The sequence below is a fragment of the Rhodopseudomonas sp. AAP120 genome (assembly GCF_001295845.1).
Classification (GTDB): Bacteria; Pseudomonadota; Alphaproteobacteria; order Rhizobiales; family Xanthobacteraceae; genus Rhodopseudomonas.
In genome coordinates this window covers 1-18,197 of the sequence record NZ_LJIC01000138.1, presented here as the reverse complement: position 1 = coordinate 18,197, position 18,197 = coordinate 1, and the positions used below count along the sequence as shown (strand labels likewise).

General features: G+C 64.6%; 16 protein-coding genes and 1 pseudogene. 10 read left to right on the top strand and 7 right to left on the bottom strand.

All coding sequences use genetic code 11. The features are described from left to right. Nucleotides 1-199: pseudogene (locus IP86_RS20980) on the bottom strand (phosphoserine phosphatase SerB); the annotation flags it as partial. Between IP86_RS20980 and miaA the strand changes: the two are divergent. The 3 genes from miaA (at nt 198) to ilvN (ending at nt 4,213) form a co-directional block, all read left to right on the top strand. Continuing rightward, entirely contained in the window at nt 198-1,142 is a 945-nt protein-coding gene (miaA, locus tag IP86_RS20975; protein ID WP_054164376.1) for a tRNA (adenosine(37)-N6)-dimethylallyltransferase MiaA, read from the top strand. The pseudogene IP86_RS20980 and the gene miaA overlap by 2 nt on opposite strands. A 514-nt stretch (nt 1,143-1,656) precedes the next feature. Next, a complete protein-coding gene (locus tag IP86_RS20970; RefSeq protein WP_054164375.1) occupies nt 1,657-3,435 on the top strand; it encodes an acetolactate synthase 3 large subunit in 1,779 nt (592 codons plus the stop codon). A gap of 235 nt (nt 3,436-3,670) precedes the next feature. Next, the gene (gene ilvN / locus IP86_RS20965; protein ID WP_054164374.1) at nt 3,671-4,213 is read left to right on the top strand and encodes an acetolactate synthase small subunit; all 543 of its coding nucleotides are present in this window, start codon (nt 3,671-3,673) and stop codon (nt 4,211-4,213) included. Between the two features lie 7 nt (nt 4,214-4,220). Here the strand turns inward: ilvN and IP86_RS20960 are convergent, their stop codons facing one another. Continuing rightward, on the bottom strand, nt 4,221-4,619 hold the full coding sequence (locus IP86_RS20960) for a host attachment family protein (RefSeq protein ID WP_054164373.1): 399 nt from the start codon (nt 4,617-4,619) through the stop codon (nt 4,221-4,223). Between the two features lie 214 nt (nt 4,620-4,833). Here IP86_RS20960 and IP86_RS20955 point away from each other — a divergent pair, with 214 nt between their 5' ends. The 3 genes from IP86_RS20955 (at nt 4,834) to ilvC (ending at nt 7,488) form a co-directional block, all read left to right on the top strand. Then, nucleotides 4,834-5,709, top strand: a complete 876-nt coding sequence (locus tag IP86_RS20955; protein ID WP_054164372.1) for an EamA family transporter — start codon at nt 4,834-4,836, stop codon at nt 5,707-5,709. 9 nt (nt 5,710-5,718) lie between these two features. Then, nucleotides 5,719-6,321 carry a LysE family translocator gene (locus IP86_RS20950; RefSeq protein ID WP_054164371.1) on the top strand — a complete coding sequence of 201 codons (603 nt, stop codon included), beginning with the start codon at nt 5,719-5,721 and terminating at the stop codon, nt 6,319-6,321. A 147-nt stretch (nt 6,322-6,468) separates the two neighbouring features. After that, complete coding sequence (gene ilvC, locus IP86_RS20945; RefSeq protein ID WP_054164370.1) at nt 6,469-7,488, top strand: ketol-acid reductoisomerase; 1,020 nt, start codon at nt 6,469-6,471, stop codon at nt 7,486-7,488. 99 nt (nt 7,489-7,587) lie between these two features. Here ilvC and IP86_RS28830 read toward each other — a convergent pair whose 3' ends face one another. The 3 genes from IP86_RS28830 to IP86_RS20930 are packed head-to-tail and all read right to left on the bottom strand — an operon-like array spanning nt 7,588 to nt 11,043. Continuing rightward, nucleotides 7,588-9,579 (bottom strand): hypothetical protein, encoded by a 1,992-nt coding sequence (locus tag IP86_RS28830; RefSeq protein WP_156332581.1) that lies wholly within the window; start codon nt 9,577-9,579, stop codon nt 7,588-7,590. Then, the gene (locus tag IP86_RS20935) at nt 9,572-10,351 is read right to left on the bottom strand and encodes a PP2C family serine/threonine-protein phosphatase (RefSeq protein WP_082364161.1); all 780 of its coding nucleotides are present in this window, start codon (nt 10,349-10,351) and stop codon (nt 9,572-9,574) included. The genes IP86_RS28830 and IP86_RS20935 overlap by 8 nt, the downstream gene beginning before the upstream one ends. Nucleotides 10,352-10,374: 23 nt before the next feature. Further along, a complete protein-coding gene (locus IP86_RS20930) occupies nt 10,375-11,043 on the bottom strand; it encodes a vWA domain-containing protein (RefSeq protein ID WP_054164367.1) in 669 nt (222 codons plus the stop codon). A 582-nt stretch (nt 11,044-11,625) separates the two neighbouring features. Here IP86_RS20930 and IP86_RS20925 point away from each other — a divergent pair. The 3 genes from IP86_RS20925 (at nt 11,626) to IP86_RS20915 (ending at nt 14,802) form a co-directional block, all read left to right on the top strand. Next, on the top strand, nt 11,626-12,354 hold the full coding sequence (locus tag IP86_RS20925; protein WP_054164366.1) for a FadR/GntR family transcriptional regulator: 729 nt from the start codon (nt 11,626-11,628) through the stop codon (nt 12,352-12,354). 99 nt (nt 12,355-12,453) lie between these two features. Next, entirely contained in the window at nt 12,454-13,683 is a 1,230-nt protein-coding gene (locus tag IP86_RS20920) for an ABC transporter substrate-binding protein (RefSeq protein WP_054164365.1), read from the top strand. 267 nt (nt 13,684-13,950) lie between these two features. Next, nucleotides 13,951-14,802, top strand: a complete 852-nt coding sequence (locus IP86_RS20915) for an SDR family oxidoreductase (protein ID WP_054164364.1) — start codon at nt 13,951-13,953, stop codon at nt 14,800-14,802. 11 nt (nt 14,803-14,813) lie between these two features. On the opposite strand, the gene IP86_RS20910 is transcribed toward IP86_RS20915, so the two are convergent. After that, the gene (locus IP86_RS20910; protein WP_054164363.1) at nt 14,814-16,364 is read right to left on the bottom strand and encodes an ABC transporter permease/substrate-binding protein; all 1,551 of its coding nucleotides are present in this window, start codon (nt 16,362-16,364) and stop codon (nt 14,814-14,816) included. Beyond that, nucleotides 16,361-17,146 carry an ATP-binding cassette domain-containing protein gene (locus IP86_RS20905; protein ID WP_054164362.1) on the bottom strand — a complete coding sequence of 262 codons (786 nt, stop codon included), beginning with the start codon at nt 17,144-17,146 and terminating at the stop codon, nt 16,361-16,363. The genes IP86_RS20910 and IP86_RS20905 overlap by 4 nt, the downstream gene beginning before the upstream one ends. 104 nt (nt 17,147-17,250) lie before the next feature. Between IP86_RS20905 and IP86_RS20900 the strand changes: the two genes are divergently transcribed. Beyond that, the gene (locus tag IP86_RS20900; RefSeq protein ID WP_245290696.1) at nt 17,251-18,060 is read left to right on the top strand and encodes an ABC transporter ATP-binding protein; all 810 of its coding nucleotides are present in this window, start codon (nt 17,251-17,253) and stop codon (nt 18,058-18,060) included. Nucleotides 18,061-18,197: the final 137 nt, after the last annotated feature.

Genomic DNA, 18,197 nt, shown 5'->3' with positions numbered 1-18,197 from the left:
GGTCCCCGCGCGCGGCGCGGAGCCGCTCGGCGATCGCCAGCGCGTCCTCGTCGCTGTCGAACACGATGTCGGCGGCGACCTCGTCGTGCAGCCAGCGCGCCGCATTCGGCTGTGGCAGCACGGCGCGTGCGCCCTCGATCGCGGTGGAATCGAGCGCGGGGCTATTCGGATTGCAGATGAGCGTGGCGACGAGCGACATGTCGGGAACGGTTCCGGGGCAGGGGCAAAGGCCGGCGGCGGTGCTTATCGCAGGGCCGACCGCCAGCGGCAAGTCGGCCCTGGCGCTGCGCCTCGCACGAGATCGCGATGGCGTCGTCATCAACACCGATTCGATGCAGGTGTATCGCGACCTGCGGATCATCACCGCCCGGCCGACGCCGGAGGAAGAGGCGGTGGTCCCGCACCTTCTTTACGGCACGGTGGATGCGGCGGTGAACTTCTCGGCTGGCGCGTTCGTGGAAGCCGCCGCTGGCGCGCTGGCGGAAGTCCGGGCGGCGGGACGGCTGCCGATCTTCATCGGTGGCACCGGGCTGTATTTCAAGGCGCTGACGCGCGGGCTTTCGACCGTGCCGCCGGTGCCGGCGGAGGTGCGGGACGCCGTGCGGATGCGGCTCGATCGCGACGGCGTGGGGGCGCTGCATGCCGAACTGGCGCGGCACGATCCGGCCGCCGCCGAGCGGCTGGCGCCCGCCGACCGCTCGCGCATCGCCCGGGCGCTGGAAGTGGTGCTGGCAACCGGCCGGCCGCTGGCCGACTGGCACGCCGAGGCGTCGCCGCCGGTGCTGCCGCCGGACGGAGTTGTGGCACTGTTCCTGGCGCCAGAGCGCGAGGCGCTCTACGCCCGGATCGACACCCGATTCGCCGCGATGCTGCAGGGCGGCGCGCTGGACGAGGTCGCGGCGCTGGCGGAGCGGCGCCTCGACCCGCTGCTGCCGGCGATGAAGGCCCACGGCGTCCCGGCGCTGATCCGGCATCTGCGGGGAGAGATTTCGCTGCAGGAAGCCGCCGTGATCGGCGCCGCCGACACGCGGCATTACGCGAAGCGGCAATTCACCTGGTTCCGACACCAGCTGCCGGAGTTCAAATGGGTGCGGCCGGAGGAGGCGAGCGCCTTGCTGCACTCCGTCATGCCGGTTCTATAGCCGCGTGATTCCAGTCCTCTAGCCCCGTCATTCCGGGTTCGCGCGCACGAGCGCACGCCCCGGAATGACGTGCCTGGGGGAGGGGCGCAGCGGTGAGGCTGGCGCTGGGGCTTGTGCGTGACCACATCGGCAGGAGGCCACGCTGGAGTGCCCCGTTGCGCAGGGGATCTCGCTTCGCAGCATACCGCCTGCGCGTTATTCCGGCTCGCGAGCGCGCTCAAATCCGGCTAAGGTGTGATCCTTACGGCGTTTGCACGCCTTGACATTGCGGGTTTCGGGGGTATGGTCCCGCGAAACCTTTGGGAAGCCGAGCCGGCCATATGCGACACAAAATTTCCGACCTGCTTCTCATCGTCGTACCCAGGCGCACCGCCGGGGGTGGATAGACTCCACCCCGCGAACGGACGGTGCGCTGAGGGCCTTTCACGGGCCCTTTTTTATTGTCCGATCGCATCGACTTCAGCTTGTCCGAACCACCCGAACGTCAGCGCCAGACGGCGCCCCGGAGCCCACCATGAGCGACAGCACCAGCCACGATCCGAACCAGATGACCGGCGCCGCGATGATCGTCCGCGCGATGAAGGATCACGGCGTCGAGCACATTTTCGGCTATCCCGGCGGGGCGGTGCTTCCGATCTATGACGAGATCTTCCAGCAGTCCGACGTGCAGCACATCCTGGTCCGCCACGAGCAGGGCGCCGGCCACGCCGCCGAAGGCTATGCGCGTTCCACCGGCAAGCCGGGCGTCGTGCTGGTGACCTCGGGCCCCGGCGCCACCAACATGGTGACGCCGCTCGCCGACGCGCTGATGGATTCGATCCCGCTGGTGTGCATCACCGGGCAAGTTCCTACTCACTTGATCGGCAACGACGCCTTCCAGGAATGCGACACCGTCGGCATCACCCGGCCGTGCACCAAGCACAACTGGCTGGTGCGCGACATCAAGGATCTGGCGCGGGTGCTGCACGAGGCGTTCTACGTCGCGACCTCGGGCCGTCCGGGCCCGGTGGTGGTCGACGTGCCGAAGGATGTGCAGTTCGCCACCGGCACCTATCATCCGCCGCGCAAGACCGACGTCCACGTTTCCTACAAGCCGCACACCAAGGGCGATCCGAACCAGATCCGCAAGGCGGTGGCGCTGCTCGCCGGCGCGCAGCGGCCGGTGATCTATTCGGGCGGCGGCGTGGTGAATTCCGGTGACGAGGCCTGCCGTCTGTTGCGCGAGCTGGTCGAGGTCACCGACTTCCCGATCACCTCGACGCTGATGGGGCTCGGCGCCTATCCGGCGTCCGGCAAGAACTGGCTCGGCATGCTCGGCATGCACGGCACCTACGAAGCCAACATGACGATGCATGATTGCGACGTCATGCTGTGCATCGGCGCGCGCTTCGACGACCGCATCACCGGCCGCACCGACGCGTTCGCGCCGCACGCCAAGAAGATCCACATCGATATCGACCCGTCGTCGATCAACAAGAACATCCGCGTCGACGTGCCGATCATCGGCGACGTCGCCTCGGTGCTGAGCGATCTTCTGGCGGTGTTCAAGGCCGAGGCCAAGAAGCCCGACATCAAGCCGTGGTGGCAGCAGGTCGCGACCTGGCGCGCGCGCAATTCGCTGGCGTACAAGAAGAACAACGACCTGATCATGCCGCAATACGCGATCCAGCGTTTGTATGAAGGCACGCGTGGCCGCGACACTTACATCACCACCGAAGTCGGTCAGCATCAGATGTGGGCGGCGCAGTTCTACGGTTTCGAACAGCCGAAACGCTGGATGACTTCGGGCGGCCTCGGCACCATGGGCTACGGCCTGCCGGCCGCGCTCGGCGTGCAGGTGGCGCATCCGAAAAGCCTGGTGATCGACATCGCCGGCGACGCCTCGGTGCAGATGACCATGCAGGAGATGGCGACGGCCGTTCAGTACGAACTGCCGATCAAGATCTTCATCCTCAACAATCAGTACATGGGCATGGTGCGGCAATGGCAGCAATTGCTCCATGGTAATCGGCTGTCGCATTCCTACACCGAGGCGATGCCCGACTTCGTCAAGCTCGCCGAGGCCTATGGCGGCATCGGCATGCAGGTGACCAAGCCGGGCGATCTCGACGGCGCGATCGCCGAGATGATCAAGGTCAACAAGCCGGTGCTGTTCGACTGCCGCGTCGCCGCGCTGGAGAACTGCTTCCCGATGATTCCGTCCGGCAAGGCTCACAACGAGATGCTGCTGCCGGCCGAAGCCACCGACGAAGCCACCGCCGCCGCCTTCGCCGGCGGCAAGGCGCTGGTGTGAGGTGATTGTTACCAGGCGGCGCCCCATACAAGACCGTCATCGCCCGGCTTGACCGGGCGACCCAGTATTCCAGAGCGCGGGTTACTCAAGTGAGGCTCTGGAATACTGGGTCCCCCGCTTTCGCGGGGGGTGACGGTCGAGAAATGGGGCGGCGCCGGACATCACTCTCCGCCGGACGATCAGCTACTCAAATGCCAATACGAAATAAACGCACGACACACCGACAGGCAAACCAATGACCCAGCCCGCATCCGCCTACTTCATGGAAGAGCGTCACGATCCGAACGAGACTCACACGTTGTCGGTGCTCGTGCAGAACGAGCCCGGCGTGCTGGCGCGGGTGATCGGGCTGTTTTCGGGGCGCGGCTACAACATCGAGAGTCTCACGGTCTCGGAGACCGAGAACCAGAAACATCTCTCGCGCGTCACCATCGTCACCACCGGCACGCCGATGGTGATCCAGCAGATCAAGAACCAGCTCGACCGCATGGTGCCGGTGTATCGCGTCGTCGACATGACGCTGACCGGGCGGTCGATCGAGCGCGAATTGGCGATGGTCAAGCTACGCGGCACCGGCGATCACCGCGTCGAGTCGCTGCGGCTCGCCGAAGCTTTTCGCGCCCGCGTGATCGACGCCTCGACCGAGAGCTTCGTGTTCGAGATCACCGGCGGGCCGTCCAAGATCAATCAGTTCATCGAACTGATGCGTCCGCTCGGTCTGGTCGAAGTCGTCCGCACCGGCGTCGCAGCGATCGGCCGCGGCGCCGACGGGATGTAACCTCCGGCTAGGCCGCGATCGCCTCGGCGATCTGGTCGAGCGGGTGGTTGGTCAGGTCCTTGGCGAGCGAGCGGATCAGCGAGGCTTCGACGGTCTTGTGCAGGATCGGCCGCATCTGGCCGAGCGTCTGCGGATCGGCGACCAGCACCAGCTGATCGAACTCGCCGTCGAGCTTCATCTTGTTGATGGTGTTGGTGAGCTGCTTGGCGAAGGTCGCCTCGTCGGTCTGGCTCTGGCTCTGCTCCTCGGGGCGCGATCCGGACGGGCCGTCGTCTTCGAGATTGACGGGCTCGAGCTTGCGCTCCTGACGGAGTGTCACCTGAGCCGGCTTGCCGGTGTTTCGCAGCAGCAACGCGCCGCGGCCATCGGCGACGACGATGAGGGCATTGTGCGGAATGAGAGCCATCTGTCGAACGATCCTCCAGTGAGTTCGGCGCGTTGGATCATGCGCCCGCAGGAGAGAACCGACCGCGGTTTTTTTCGTTCCGCCCGCCGGGGCGCGGCATCGTTGCGCGGGATGCTGATCCGCGCGTGGCACGGGTTATCGGCCGACACCGGATCGGATAGGAACCGGGCAGCGCCGCAACCTTTCGAGCCGGCGGATCAGGGGCGGAGACTCAATGAAGCCGGCCGATACTGCGCTCGCGCTGCTCGTCGCCTTGATCTGGGGGCTGGGCTTCGTGTTCACGCGCTACGCGCTGACCGAGATGTCGCCGACAGTTCTCAACCTGCTGCGCTTCGCCATCACGGCGCTGCCGTGCCTGGTGCTGCCGCGGCCGAAGCTGGCGCTGCCGGTGTGGATCGGCATCAGCCTGCTGCTCGTGTGGCAGTATCTGACGCAGAGCTGGGGCATTGCGCAGGGCGTGCCGGCGGGACTCACCGCGGTGATCGTGCAGAGCCAGGCGCTGTTCACCATCGCGTTCGCGGCGGTGCTGCTGAACGAGCGGCCGACGCGCGCACAACTGATCGGCATCAGCGTCGCCGCCTGCGGGCTGCTGATGATCTGCTTCACGGTCGGCTACGACTTCACGGTTCTGGCTTTTGCCGTGACGATGACGGCGCCGATCGCGTTCGCGTTCTCGAATCTGCTGCTGCGCCGGGCGCAGGGCGTGCCGATGCTCGATTTGTTCGCCTGGATCAGCCTGGCGTCGCTGCCGCCGCTGGCGCTCGCCGCATGGGTCAGCGACGGCGGGCCGGCGATCTGGCGCGAGCTCACTCATTTGTCGCCGGGCGTGATGGCGGCGATGCTGTCGCTGTCGATCGGCTCGACCACGATCGGCTACTGGATCTGGGGCCGGCTGCTGCACGCCTACAGCGCCGCGCAGGTGGTGCCGTTCGCGCTGCTGGTGCCGTTCATCGGGGCAGGGGCCTCCAGCCTGGTGTTCGGCGAGACCTTCGGCCCGCTGCGGCTGGCCGGCATGCTGATCGTGGTTGCCGGGCTGGCGATCATGCTGTTGTTCGGCCGCGCCAAGCCCGAACTGCCCGAAACCGCCTGAGGTCAGACGATGTCCTCTGAACTGCTCGCTGCGTTCGTCGGCTTCGCTTTCGCGACCCTGTTCACGCCGGGGCCGAACAACATCATGCTGCTGTCGTCGGGCCTGACCTTCGGCTTTCGTCGCACGCTGCCGCACGTCGCTGGCGTAGCGATCGGCTTTTCCGTGATGGTCGCCGCGATGGGGTTCGGCTTCGGCGCCGTGTTCGCGGCCTATCCGCTGCTGCAAACGATCCTGAAATACGCCGGCGCGGCGTATCTGATCTGGCTGGCCGCCGTCATCGCGCTGGCCAGGCCGGCCGATCCGGAAGCCGCGGTCGAGCGGCGGCCGATGAGCTTCCTCGGCGCCGCGGCGTTTCAATGGGTCAACGTCAAGGGCTGGGTGATCGCGATCGGCACCGTCACGGCCTATGCGGCGGTGGCGGCCTATCCGTGGAATGTTGCTGTGCAGGCGGCGACGCTGCTGGTGATCGGGACGGCCTCCTCGGCGGCCTGGGCGATGTTCGGCACCTCCCTGCAATCGCTGGTGAAATCGCCGCGGGCGGTGCGCGTCTTCAATCTGGTGATGGCGGCCCTGCTGGTCGCCTCGCTGTATCCCGTGTTGCGGGAGCCGTAAGGCCGCGACGCAGGGCCACAATTCGCCGCCGCGGGCTTGTTTCCGGGCACCCGTCGCCCTAGAAACCAGCGGCAATTCGAAGGTCGGCCGGGACGGCCCGATCACCACAGCACGGGCGGGACGGGCCGCCGAACACGAGGAACGAGGATGCGAGTTTACTACGATCGCGATGCCGACCTGAACCTGATCAAGGGCAAGAAGGTCGCCATTGTCGGCTACGGCAGCCAGGGCCATGCCCACGCGCTGAACCTGAAGGACTCCGGCGTCAAGGACGTCGCGATCGCGCTGCGTAAGGGCTCGGCGAGCGCCAAGAAGGCGGAAGGCGCCGGCTTCAAGGTGATGGAAGTCGCCGAGGCCGCCAAGTGGGCCGACGTGATCATGATGCTGACGCCCGACGAATTGCAGGGCGAGATCTATCGCGATCATCTGCACGACAACATGAAGAACGGCGCGGCGCTGCTGTTCGCCCACGGTCTCAACGTGCACTTCAACCTGATCGAGCCGCGCGCCGATCTCGACGTGCTGATGGTCGCGCCGAAGGGCCCCGGCCACACCGTGCGTTCGGAATATCAGCGCGGCGGCGGCGTGCCCTCGCTGATCGCGATCCACCAGGATCCGTCGGGCAACGCCCACGACCTCGGCCTCAGCTACGCCTCGGCGATCGGCGGCGGCCGCGCCGGCATCATCGAGACCTCGTTCAAGGAAGAGTGCGAGACCGACTTGTTCGGCGAGCAGGTGGTGCTGTGCGGCGGTCTGGTCGAGCTGATCAAGGCCGGCTTCGAGACGCTGGTGGAAGCCGGCTACGCGCCGGAGATGGCGTATTTCGAGTGCCTGCACGAAGTGAAGCTGATCGTCGACCTGATCTATGAAGGCGGCATCGCCAACATGAACTACTCGATCTCCAACACCGCCGAATACGGCGAATACGTCACCGGCCCGCGCATCGTCACCGCCGAGACCAAGGCCGAGATGAAGCGCGTGCTCGCCGACATCCAGAACGGCATCTTCACCCGCAACTGGATGCTCGAGAACAAGGTCAACCAGACCTCGTTCAAGGCCACCCGCGCCAAGCTCGCGGCCCACCCGATCGAGGAAGTCGGCGCCAAGCTCCGCGAGATGATGCCCTGGATCAAGAAGGGCGCGCTGGTCGACAAGTCGAAGAACTGAGCTTGCTGCTTTCTGCAGGCGGGCTTTGTGGCCCGCCTGCAAGTGACTTTCTGCTCGTCGGCGAGACTGCACTTCGAGCGATTCTACAGAATTTCGCCTCTATCGATTTCTCTCTTCGAAGGCAGCGATAAAATATCTCCATTCGCTGGCGAGTGCCGACGGCAGATTGAAGGGCTGGCAAGCGACAATTGCGTCAATAACGCCCTGATGGAATTGTTGCGCGTTAGAAGGGACGTTCCCCACCTTCCGCGGGGGAGTCGTCAGATATCCGTCCGGACCCAGCGACACCGCGATCGCGGCCTTTGCCGGAAGCCCGCCGTAGATCGGGGGTGAGCTTCTCCGGCATCGGTCGACTTGTTTTTTGAATGTCAGAAGCCAAGAGGGCGCATCGGAAGCTGCGACGTCGGGCAGTTGCGGGACCGAAGGACCGCTGGCTGCGGGAGACAGATCCAAGGGCTTTCGATCGGTCACCGGGGGAGGTGCGATCTTGAAAGTCAAATCCTGAACTGCTTTTCCGTTGAGTGCTACCGATACTTTCTGCTCAGTGCTCGCGCCTGTCACCCATGAGCAGTTGAGGGATCCCGTGCTGTATAGAAGTGTTGTTGTGGTGCAGGGATATGTTTTTTCCATACCGTCCGTTACCGTGATTGTGATTTCGTCCTGGTTGGCTCTCGCGTCTTGGTATTCGAAGTACAGAGCGATCGGGGCGCCGGCGCCGGAAAACGTCCGCGTGATCTGCTTTGGCTTGCCATTCTCAATGGTGTTAGCGAGGACCGCGTTGATCAGTTTGAAGTTTCGTGCTGCAGCCGGAGAGGGCAAGTGGGGGGTGTTCGCTTGCTGATTCTGTGGCTCTGTCGACTCGGTTCTTGTGGGCGCGGGCTTCTGAAACTGTACGAATACGAAGATGCAGCCCGCACCTAGTAGAAGTAGAGCTGCGAGGTAGCGCGGGCTCCAATGGGTCCTGAAGGCGCCGCCAGTCCGGCTTGGTTGTGTTGGCCCGCTTCTAGGACCGGTAGCTAATTGACTGAGAATAGCTGACGAATTCTGTATCGTCTTGGTGCTGCTGGATGGTGGGGCCGAAGTGCTCGGTCGCCCGTTTTCGATTGCACAAAGTCCGCATCCCTTTGAGAAATGGGCGTGGTCCGAATTCTTCGCACATTTGACGAGCGAGGCTCTGACGAGTTCATTGAGGTGGTCTCGCCATTCTTTGGCAGAAGGCCTCGGTCCGCGGTTCTGAAATGCTCGGTCGAACAAGCGGCGGGTCGATTCTTCGAAGTAACCGTGAATACTTGGAGGCGAGGGACGAATCGTCGGGTGTGGTGTTGTTCCGTATGCGTAAAGTCCTGCAAAGATCCGCTCTTGAAGGCTGGTGGGGTGGTCGGCTAGGTCGACTCCCTGGTAGGGATGGATGCCGTTGTTCAGCAGTCTGAAAATGATGACGGCAAGAGAGAAAAGGTCCTGTTCCAGGCCGAGATTTTCGGGTGGGGTAGTCGCTGCTTCCGGGGCTATGTATTCGTCCGAAAATTGTCGCGCGGGAAATCTGGGTTTTCCGTTTACACTAAAGCCGTCGGTGTCCAAAATGGCCATGTAGCAAGCGTTTGGATAGAAGCGCATGTTGACCGGTTTCATGTCGACCATATAGTGCCCGAGACCGTGTAGTTCTGCGCACAATGCTGCGAGGTTCGCGGCGAGGACTACCCGAAGGCCATAAGCTTCCGGAAGCCCTTTTCGTTTGCGCGTGCTTTTTTGTAGAACATTCTCCAGATCCGTAGAGGCTTTGAAGTCGACCTCCGGCATCGCGAAGCCGCGGAATTCTCCGCGATCGTTGAAAATTCTGGCGGTCGGCCAGGCGATCTGGATATATGTCCGCCCGCCTTGATCAAAGGACTGTAAGTTCGGTGGGGAGTTCAGCATCGCAAGGATTTTCTCGCGATACATCGGAAGCTCGGCGGCATTCTTGTAGAGCTTGACCACAATGCCGGGGCGCCCCTCAACATGATGAATGGTCCCGGCTGCGCCTTGTGCAATAGCACTACTCAATTTGATTGGTGCGCGTCCTGTCGGAGCATCGTCAATAAACAGACTAGCCATCAAGAAGAACTCTAAGTGCCCATAGTAAGGTCTTGTCGTCGCCGGTGATTGGCCGAATGTCGTCTTTCTCAAGCGTTGCCGCGAGCGCGCGTACGCCTTGCTCACGGCTGTTGGTCTTGAAGTACTCTGAAAGCGGCTTGAGAAATGGCGCGTAAGGCTCCCGTCCGCCGGGACCAAGCGCAAATGGGCTGACCCCGTCGCTCATCAGTACTATTAGGTCGCACTCCTTGTCGAAGCGTGTCAATCGTAGGTGATCCTGCCAATCTACTTGTGTGAAGAAGAACGTTTCATTCGCATAATCTCCATTCTCGGCCTGCGACATGATGGTCGGCGAGAAGGAGTTCGCATTGGTCGCGCAGCCGGCCCCATCCCCGATGTGAAACAGGAACCCGCCGTGGGGGCCTGCCACCACGCCTATGACAGTCGCATGAAAATCGGAGAGACTTCCGGCGGTCGGATCGTTTTCCAGGCATGCGCGCGTGCACTCTATTCCCTCAATAAGTGCTTGGCGCATTTCCAACTCGTCCACCGGCCTTTCCCGGTGCGCTTGCTCAAATTCCACGAGGTAGTCGACGAGATGCCGAAGGAGGCCTTCGCAGATCGCTCGTGATCCGTCGGCTCCGCGGGAGGCGGAGCCGGCTCCGTCGGATACAATTCCGACCAGCCACCCCTGGCCAACGCATGATGCGACAAGGTAGTCTTGGCATGGCTGGCCCTCAGCTACGTGTGAAAAGCCGGTTACCGACGCCCCCACTATTTTCCAATCGATCATAAAGGTGAGGCTTTCGGGGAGCGTCAGGCCGAGACGTGCAACCAGTCGGGCGTTGGCAACTGAATGTTACTTCCCTGAGACGCCTTAGATGCGCTGCTTGTGCTACGACTAAGCCAGAGGAAAAGCTCACGGAACTTAAGTCCGTCGAGACGCACCGGTGCGCGGACGGAAAATTGAGCCAACTTCCCTAAGTCGACTTCGGGGCCGACACCAATGCCAAAGAAGGTCAGCTTTCCTGCTGTTTCAGCAGTTCGACTTTCATGTGCGGCTTGTTCCCAGTTGGAGTCGGTTGGATTCCCGTCGGTCAGCAAGAAAAGCCACGGCCGATTGTAAGCAATTCCGTTTGTTCTATAGCGAGTCTTCTGCTCTTCGAGCTTCGAAAGCGCCAGGCGTACTGCGGCACCCATCGGCGTTAGACCGCTAGCCTCAATTGTCGGAGCACTGAACGACATGGCGTCGGTCCAGTCGCAAATCATGTCGACTTCGCCGCCAAATCGAATCACAAGCAATTGCACCCGCTGACTCGCTATATCGTCCTTCTTGAGTTCATCTTCGAGCAGCGATAGGCCTGCATTCAGGTCAGCTATGGGGCGGCCGGCCATGGAGCCTGATCCATCAATGAGTAGGACGCATGGCAGCCGCTGGCTGGTATTGTCGATCAGGGCGAGGTCTGGAATGCTTAACTCTTCCATTGGTCTTCCTTGAGGCAATTTTGAGTAGCAATGATATTTGCCTGCAATCTCGGCCACAATGCCTGCCAAGCAGTTCTTTCGTAGAAGCCGCGTCACGGCGCGGTTGTTAGTGACCTAAAGGGGGCCGGTATTGAGCTGCGGTTAGTGTTGTCATGACTATCTTTCGCCACTTCGGGCGCGCCGCGGGTCGGGCGAACTATCGAGAGTTGGATCGATGTGAGAGCGAGATCGCGGCGAAGCGGCCTCGCTCTCGTTTGCGCTGCGCGCGGCTTCACCTCTCCCTGCGCACGGGGGGAGGTCGGATCGTCGCGGCGATGATCCGGGAGAGCGGGCGCCTCAGAGAGGCTGAGAGTTTTCCACGCGTGTTTCCCTCATCCCACCCCCCAAGCGTGGGGAGGGAGCTCCCTATGCGTAGTAGGGCGGGGGCAAGCCGAAGGCGCCATCCGCCCTCATGCGAGCGGTGCTGGGGGCGGATGGACCGGTGCACAGGCGTCTGATCGCCCTGACGGCGCTCCAAACGCGGTGCAATCCGTCGCAGCCACGCTTGCTTGATCTGGTCTGACCAGATTGGTAGGGTCAATAATGGCCATGCCTCTTGCCTCCGAAACCTCGCACACCGTGCGAAAAACGCTCGAATTCGTGCAGCATCATCGGCTGGCGAAGGGCGATCGGCTGCCGTCGGAGCGGGAGCTGTCGGAGCGGTTCGGGGTGGCGCGCAGCTCGGTGCGCGAGGCGCTGGCGGTGCTGGATGCGATGCGCATCACCGAGCGCAAGCCGAAATCGGGCATCTTCCTGCGCAACGCCGTCGAGGATGGCGGGCTCGACGCCCTGGTACTGCAGGCCGATCTCGGGCTGGCGTTCGATCCGCAGGTGACGCGCGACGTCACCGAGGCGCGGATCATCTGCGAAGGGCGGGCGCTACAACTCGCCTGCCAGCGCCGCAGCGACGCCGATCTGGCCAAGCTGCACGGCCTGCTCGACAGCTACGCGGCGCTGATCGAGGCCGGCGGCAATCCGGCCGATGCCGACGTGGACTTTCATCTGGCGATGGTCGCGGCCAGCCAGAACCGCATTCTGGTCCGCACGCTGACGCCGCTGATGCTGATGAGCCGGCGCTGGCGGCAGCGCTATTTCCAGTCCGCCGAGATTTGCCGCCGATCGCTCGACGATCACCGCGCCTTCGTTGCTGCGATCGAGGCGCGCGACGAAGCGGCCGTTGCCACGCTGGTGCGGCGGCATGTTCAGACCGCCGCCGCCGACGTCCGCGCGCTGGCGGAACAGGGCGGCGCACCTCCGACCGAGACGGCCTGAACCACGCGCGCATTCGGCGCGCCAACAACAACCCCGACCAGCGGGTGAACTTCGCGCGGCAACAGCCGCATCGAGGAAACGCAAGAAGAAGGATCAAAAATGCGTAAGACGACCTCCGTAGCCGCGCTTGCGGCCGCGATCGCAATGCTCGCCGCGAGCCCGGCGCTGGCACAAAAGAAATACGGCCCCGGCGCCAGCGACACCGAGATCAAGCTCGGCAACACCGTGCCTTACAGCGGGCCGGCCTCGGCCTACGGCATTCTCGGCAAGACCTATGCGGCGTACTTCAAGAAGATCAACGACGAGGGCGGCATCAACGGTCGCAAGATCAACCTGATCTCGTACGACGACGCGTACTCGCCGCCGAAGACGGTCGAGCAGACCCGCAAGCTGGTCGAGAGCGACGAGGTGATGGCGCTGGTCGGTAATGTCGGCACCGCGTCGAACGTCGCGATTCAGAAATACGTCAATGCACGGAAGGTGCCGCAACTGTTCCTCGCCACCGGCGCCTCGCGCTGGAACGATCCGAAGGCATTTCCGTGGACCATGGGCTGGCTGCCGAGCTACCAGGCCGAAGCCACGGCCTATGCGAAGTATCTGCTCAAGGAGAAGCCGAACGCCAGGATCGGCGTGTTCTATCAGAACGACGATTTCGGCAAGGACTACGTCCGCGGCCTGAAAGAAGGGCTGGGCGACAAGGCCGCGTCGATGATCGTGGCGGAAGCGAGCTATGAAGTCTCCGAGCCGACCATCGACTCGCAGATCGTCAAGCTCAAGGCCGCCAATGTCGACACGCTGCTGTCGTTCTCGACCGGCAAGTTCGCCGCGCAGGCGATCAAGAAAACCGCCGAACTGGGCTGGAAGCCGCTGCACATCGTCCCGAATGCGTCGTCGTCGCTCGGCACCGTGCTGCGTCCGGCCGGCCTCGAGAACGCGCAGGATCTGGTCTCGGCGACCTTCGCCAAGGATCCGACCGATCCGCAGTGGAACGACGATCCGGGCATGAAGAAGTTTCACGCCTTCGTCGAGCAGTACATTCCGGAAGGCAAGGCGATGGAGAGCACGGTGCTGTCCGGCTACAGCATCGCCCAGACCATGGTGGAAGCGCTGCGGATGTGCGGCGACGATCTCACCCACGAGAACCTGATGAAGCAGGCGGCGAACATGAAGGACGTCCAGCTCGACGGCTTGCTGCCGGGCGTCACCGTCAACACCTCGCCGACCGACTTCGCGCCGATCGATCAATTCCAGATGATGACCTTCAAGGGCGAGCGCTGGCAGCGCTTCGGCGACGTCATCAAGGGCGAAGTCGCAGTGGCGGGACGATAAGGCCGCGGGAAGCCCCGAGTCACCTCTCCCCGCGCGCGGGGAGAGCTCGGACTGCGCAGCAATCCGGGTGAGGGCGTTTCGGCGAGGCCGAGAGTCGGCGACTGGTGTCGCCCCTCACCCCAACCCTCTCCCCACACGAGCGGGGCGAGGGAGCGCGCCGCGCTCGGGGATAGTCCGGCCGGTGCTGGAGAGACCAACGGGATCGCGGCGACGCGGTCCCGTTTTCATGTGGCTGTGCTACGATCCTCCGATCGAGAGGAGCGGATAATGCCATCTGTCGTCGTTACCGGGGTGTCCACCGGGATCGGTCATGCCATCACGAAGCTGCTGCTGGACAAGGGCTTTCGGGTGTTCGGCAGCGTCCGCAAGGCGGCCGATGCGGAGCGGCTGATCGGCGAGTTCGGGTCGAACTTCAAGCCGCTGATCTTCGACGTCACCGACGAGCCGGCGATCCGGGCGGCGGCCGACGAGGTCCGCGCTGCGCTCGGCGGCGAGCGGTTGGCGGGGCTGGTCAACAATGCCGGTATCGCGGTGTCGGGCGCGGTGACCGATCTGCCGGCCGACGAGTTTCGCCGGCAGTTCGAAGTCAATGTGATCGGGCCGATCGTGGCGACCCAGGCGTTCGCGCCGCTGCTCGGCACCGATCCGGCGCTGCGCGGCGGGCCGGGACGGATCGTGATGATGTCGTCGATCGCCGGCAAGTTCGGCAATCCGCTGATGGCCGCGTACTCCGCGTCGAAGTACGCACTCAATGGCCTGTCCGACGGGCTGCGGCGCGAGATGATGCTGTTCGGCATCGACGTCGTGACGATCATGCCGGGGGCGGTGAAGACGCCGATCTGGGCCAAGGCCGAGCAGGAGGATCTGTCGCGCTACGCGAGCTCGCCGTTCTACCCGGCGCTGCAAAAAATCCGCGCGATGCTGCCGAAGATGGACGCCAGCGGCCTGCCGCCGGAGACCATCGCCCAGCACGTCTACGACGCGCTGACGGCGCCGAAGCCGAAGGCGCACGACGTGGTGACGCCGGGCCCGATGCGGTTCTGGGTATCGACCAAGCTGCCGCCGCGCTGGGTCGACAGGATCGTGGCGAGAAGCTTGGGGCTGAAGCCGAGGACGTAGCGCGCAGTCGATCAGCGCGCCTTGATCCGGTCCCACAGCGCTCGCGCAACGGTGTCGGGCGTGCCGCCGGAGCCGGCCTGCAGATTGGCTTCGCGCATCGCGTCGATATCGATGCGGCCGAGCAGGGGCGTCAGCGCCGCGCGCAGCTTCGCATCGTTCGCGCGCTTCGGCGAAAGCAGCAGCACTGCGTCGTAGGGCGGGATCGCCTGCTTGGGATCGTCCAGCACGACGAGATCGTATTTCGCGATCAGTCCGTCCGAGGTGTAGCCGGCGATGACGTCGACCTCGCCGGAGGCGACCGCCGCGTACATGAAGTCGGGCTGCATCTGCCGTTCGGTCTTGAACGCCAGCGCATAGGCGCTGCGCAGATTGGCCCATTCCGGCCGCGAGAAGAATTCGTAGTCGCCGGCGATGGTCAGCGACGGCGCGCGGGCGGCGAGGTCGGCGATCGAGCGGATGCCCTGCGCCTCCGCCTTGGCGCGCGGCATCACCAACGCGTAGGCGTTGGCAAAGCCGAGTTCGCCGAGCAGCGTGACGCCGTCTTTGCCGAGGTCGGTTTTCAGATCAGCGAGCACTTGGTCCCGTGCCGCGATACCGGGGTGTTTGAACTGATTGGCCCACAGCGTGCCGGAGTAATCGACATAGGCGTCGATGTCGCCGCTCTTCAGCGCGTCGTAGATCACGCTGCTGCCGAGGCCGGCGCGGGTGGTGGCGGTGAGGCCGGCGGCTTGCAGGCGCTGCTCGAGCAGTTCGGCCAGCACATATTGTTCGGTGAAGGTCTTGGCGCCGACCACGTAGGTCGATCGCGCGCCGGCGAGGCCGGGCAGGAGCGTCGCGGCGATCAGCGCGGCGAGACCGAGGCTGCCCAGCGCGGTACGCAAGCGACTGCGCAGCCGCAGGCCGCGTTCGATCAGCGCCAGCAATTGATCGACCGCCAGCGCCAATACTGCGGCGGCGGCGCAGCCGAACAGCACCAGCACCCAGTTCTGCGTCTGCAGGCCGGCGAAGATGTAGTTGCCGAGGCTGGTCTGGCCGATCGGCGTCGACAGCGTCGCGGTGCCGATCACCCACACCGCGGCGGTGCGGATGCCCGCCATGATGACGGGTAGCGCCAGCGGCAGCTCGACCATCGTCAGCACCTGACGATCGGTCATGCCGACGCCTTGCGCGGCTTCGACCAGCGCCGGATCGACGGCATCGAGCCCGGTGATGGTGTTGCGCAGTACCGGCAGCATCGAATACAGCGCCAGCGCCAGTACCGCGGGCAGGAAGCCGAACGCCGAGAAGCTAATCCCGAATGTGCTCATCGACAGCGCCGCGAGCGCCAGCAGCAGCGGATAGAACAGCGCCAGCAGCGCCAGGCCTGGGATCGTCTGCACCACACCGGCGAAGCCGAGCAGGGCGCCGCGCAGCACGGGACGGTGACGGGCAAAGATTGCCAGCGGCAGGCTGATGAGCAGCCCGAGCGCCAGCGCGACGAGGCTGACGCGGACATGGGCGCCGAGATAGTCCGGCAGATTGCCGAGCGCCTCGCGCCAGCGCGGATCGGCGAACAGGTTCATGCCACGCCGCCCTGTGGCAGCAGCGCACTCAGCCGCTGCGCTTGCCGGCGCGGCGTCTGCAGCAGCTCCGCCACGTACGGCTCAGTGCTCCGGATGAGTTCGTCCGGCGTTCCCTGCGCCAGCAGCCGGCCGGACCGCATCACCGCAATGCGGTCCGCAAGTAGCAGCGCTTCGGTGATGTCGTGGGTGATCAGAATGGTCGTGAGCCCGAGCCGCTGGTGCAGCGCGCGAAAATCCTCGCCGAGCGCATCGCGGGTCAGCGGATCGAGCGCGCCGAACGGCTCGTCCATCAGCACGATGTTTGGCTTGGCGGCGAGCGCCCGGGCGACGCCGACGCGCTGGCGCTGGCCGCCGGAGAGTTCGTGCGGAAAACGGTCGCGGTGCTGCGCGCGGTCGAGCCGCACCAGATCGAGCAGTTCGTCGGTGCGGGCGGCGGTGTCGGCACGCGACCAGCCGAGCAGTTTCGGCGTGATGCCGATATTGGCGGCGACCGACAGATGCGGGAACAGCGCGCCGCTTTGGAACACCATGCCGATGCGCCGGCGCAGCGCGATCGGATCAATGCTGCGCGCATCGTCGCCGTCGATGCTGATCGTGCCCTGACCCGGTTCGATCAGCCGGTTGGCGAGCCGCAATAGCGTGGTCTTGCCGGAGCCGGAGCCGCCGACGATGGCGAGCAATTCGCCGCGTGCCACGCTCAGCGATACGCCGTCGACCGCCTTGATGCGGCCGAAGCTCTTGTCGACGCGGGTGTAGGCAATCATCGGCGCGGCGTCGCTCATGTCTGGCGGGGTAGCACGGCCGCTCGCCGCGATAAAGCGTGGCCGGGCTTGCATGTCGGCGCGTGACGTTGAATGGTCGGATCCCAACGATGCGGGGAGGGCGCGTGCAGGACGGAACGGGATCGGCGGCAGTCGCGCTGCAGGACGCGACAGTAGCATTCAAGCTGACTGGCGGCCGGGTTTACACCGCGGTGGAGCAGGCCTCGCTGGCGGTCGCAGACGGCGAGTTTGTCGCCATTGTCGGGCCGACCGGGTGCGGCAAGTCCACGCTGCTCAACGTCGCCGCCGGGTTGCTGCGGCCTGTGGCGGGCGAAGCGCGGATTTTTGGCGCGCCGCTCGCGGGGTTGAACGACCAGGCCGGCTATCTGTTTCAGGCCGATGCGCTGTTCCCGTGGAAGACCGCGCGCGACAATGTCGCGATCGGCCTGGAGATCGCCGGCACGCCGCGCGCCGAGGCGCTGACGCGGGCGCAAAGCTGGCTGGAAACCGTCGGGCTCGGCGCGTTTTCCCAGAGATACCCGCACATGCTGTCGGGTGGCCAGCGCAAGCGCGTCGGCCTCGCCCAGGTGTTGATCCGCGATCCGAAAATCCTGCTGATGGATGAGCCGTTCGGGCCACTCGACGCGCAGACCCGGCAGATCATGGGCAATCTGCTGCTCGAATTGTGGAGCGCGCATCGCAAGGCGGTGCTGTTCGTCACCCACGATCTCGAAGAGGCGATCGCGCTCGCCGATCGCGTGGTGATCATGTCGGCCGGCCCGTCCTCGCGCATCATCGGCGATTGGCGCGTCGAGCTGCCGCGCCCGCGCGACATCTTCGAAATCCGCCTCACCCACGAATTCCACACGCTGCACCGCGAGATCTGGAGCGCGCTGCGCGAGCAGGTGATGAAGGCGTATGGGGCGGTGGCGTGATGACTTGGACGTTTGCCGCTGCGTTATGCCGAGCAGGGCGCGCTCCCTCTCCCGCTTGCGGGGGAGGGCTGGGGTGGGGGTCCACAAAGGGACGCCATCCTTGTGGTACCCCCCCCCCCCCCCCCCCCCCCCCCCCC

Coding starts and splice junctions, on each gene's coding strand:
- IP86_RS20960 (WP_054164373.1), bottom strand. CDS start 4,619: ATGGCTCTCATTCCGCACAATGCCCTCATCGTCGTCGCCGATGGCCGC.
- IP86_RS20925 (WP_054164366.1), top strand. CDS start 11,626: ATGGCCATGCCTCTTGCCTCCGAAACCTCGCACACCGTGCGAAAAACG.
- IP86_RS20970 (WP_054164375.1), top strand. CDS start 1,657: ATGAGCGACAGCACCAGCCACGATCCGAACCAGATGACCGGCGCCGCG.
- IP86_RS28830 (WP_156332581.1), bottom strand. CDS start 9,579: ATGGCTAGTCTGTTTATTGACGATGCTCCGACAGGACGCGCACCAATC.
- IP86_RS20935 (WP_082364161.1), bottom strand. CDS start 10,351: ATGATCGATTGGAAAATAGTGGGGGCGTCGGTAACCGGCTTTTCACAC.
- ilvN (WP_054164374.1), top strand. CDS start 3,671: ATGACCCAGCCCGCATCCGCCTACTTCATGGAAGAGCGTCACGATCCG.
- IP86_RS20905 (WP_054164362.1), bottom strand. CDS start 17,146: ATGAGCGACGCCGCGCCGATGATTGCCTACACCCGCGTCGACAAGAGC.
- IP86_RS20955 (WP_054164372.1), top strand. CDS start 4,834: ATGAAGCCGGCCGATACTGCGCTCGCGCTGCTCGTCGCCTTGATCTGG.
- IP86_RS20930 (WP_054164367.1), bottom strand. CDS start 11,043: ATGGAAGAGTTAAGCATTCCAGACCTCGCCCTGATCGACAATACCAGC.
- IP86_RS20915 (WP_054164364.1), top strand. CDS start 13,951: ATGCCATCTGTCGTCGTTACCGGGGTGTCCACCGGGATCGGTCATGCC.
- IP86_RS20910 (WP_054164363.1), bottom strand. CDS start 16,364: ATGAACCTGTTCGCCGATCCGCGCTGGCGCGAGGCGCTCGGCAATCTG.
- ilvC (WP_054164370.1), top strand. CDS start 6,469: ATGCGAGTTTACTACGATCGCGATGCCGACCTGAACCTGATCAAGGGC.
- IP86_RS20950 (WP_054164371.1), top strand. CDS start 5,719: ATGTCCTCTGAACTGCTCGCTGCGTTCGTCGGCTTCGCTTTCGCGACC.
- miaA (WP_054164376.1), top strand. CDS start 198: ATGTCGGGAACGGTTCCGGGGCAGGGGCAAAGGCCGGCGGCGGTGCTT.
- IP86_RS20920 (WP_054164365.1), top strand. CDS start 12,454: ATGCGTAAGACGACCTCCGTAGCCGCGCTTGCGGCCGCGATCGCAATG.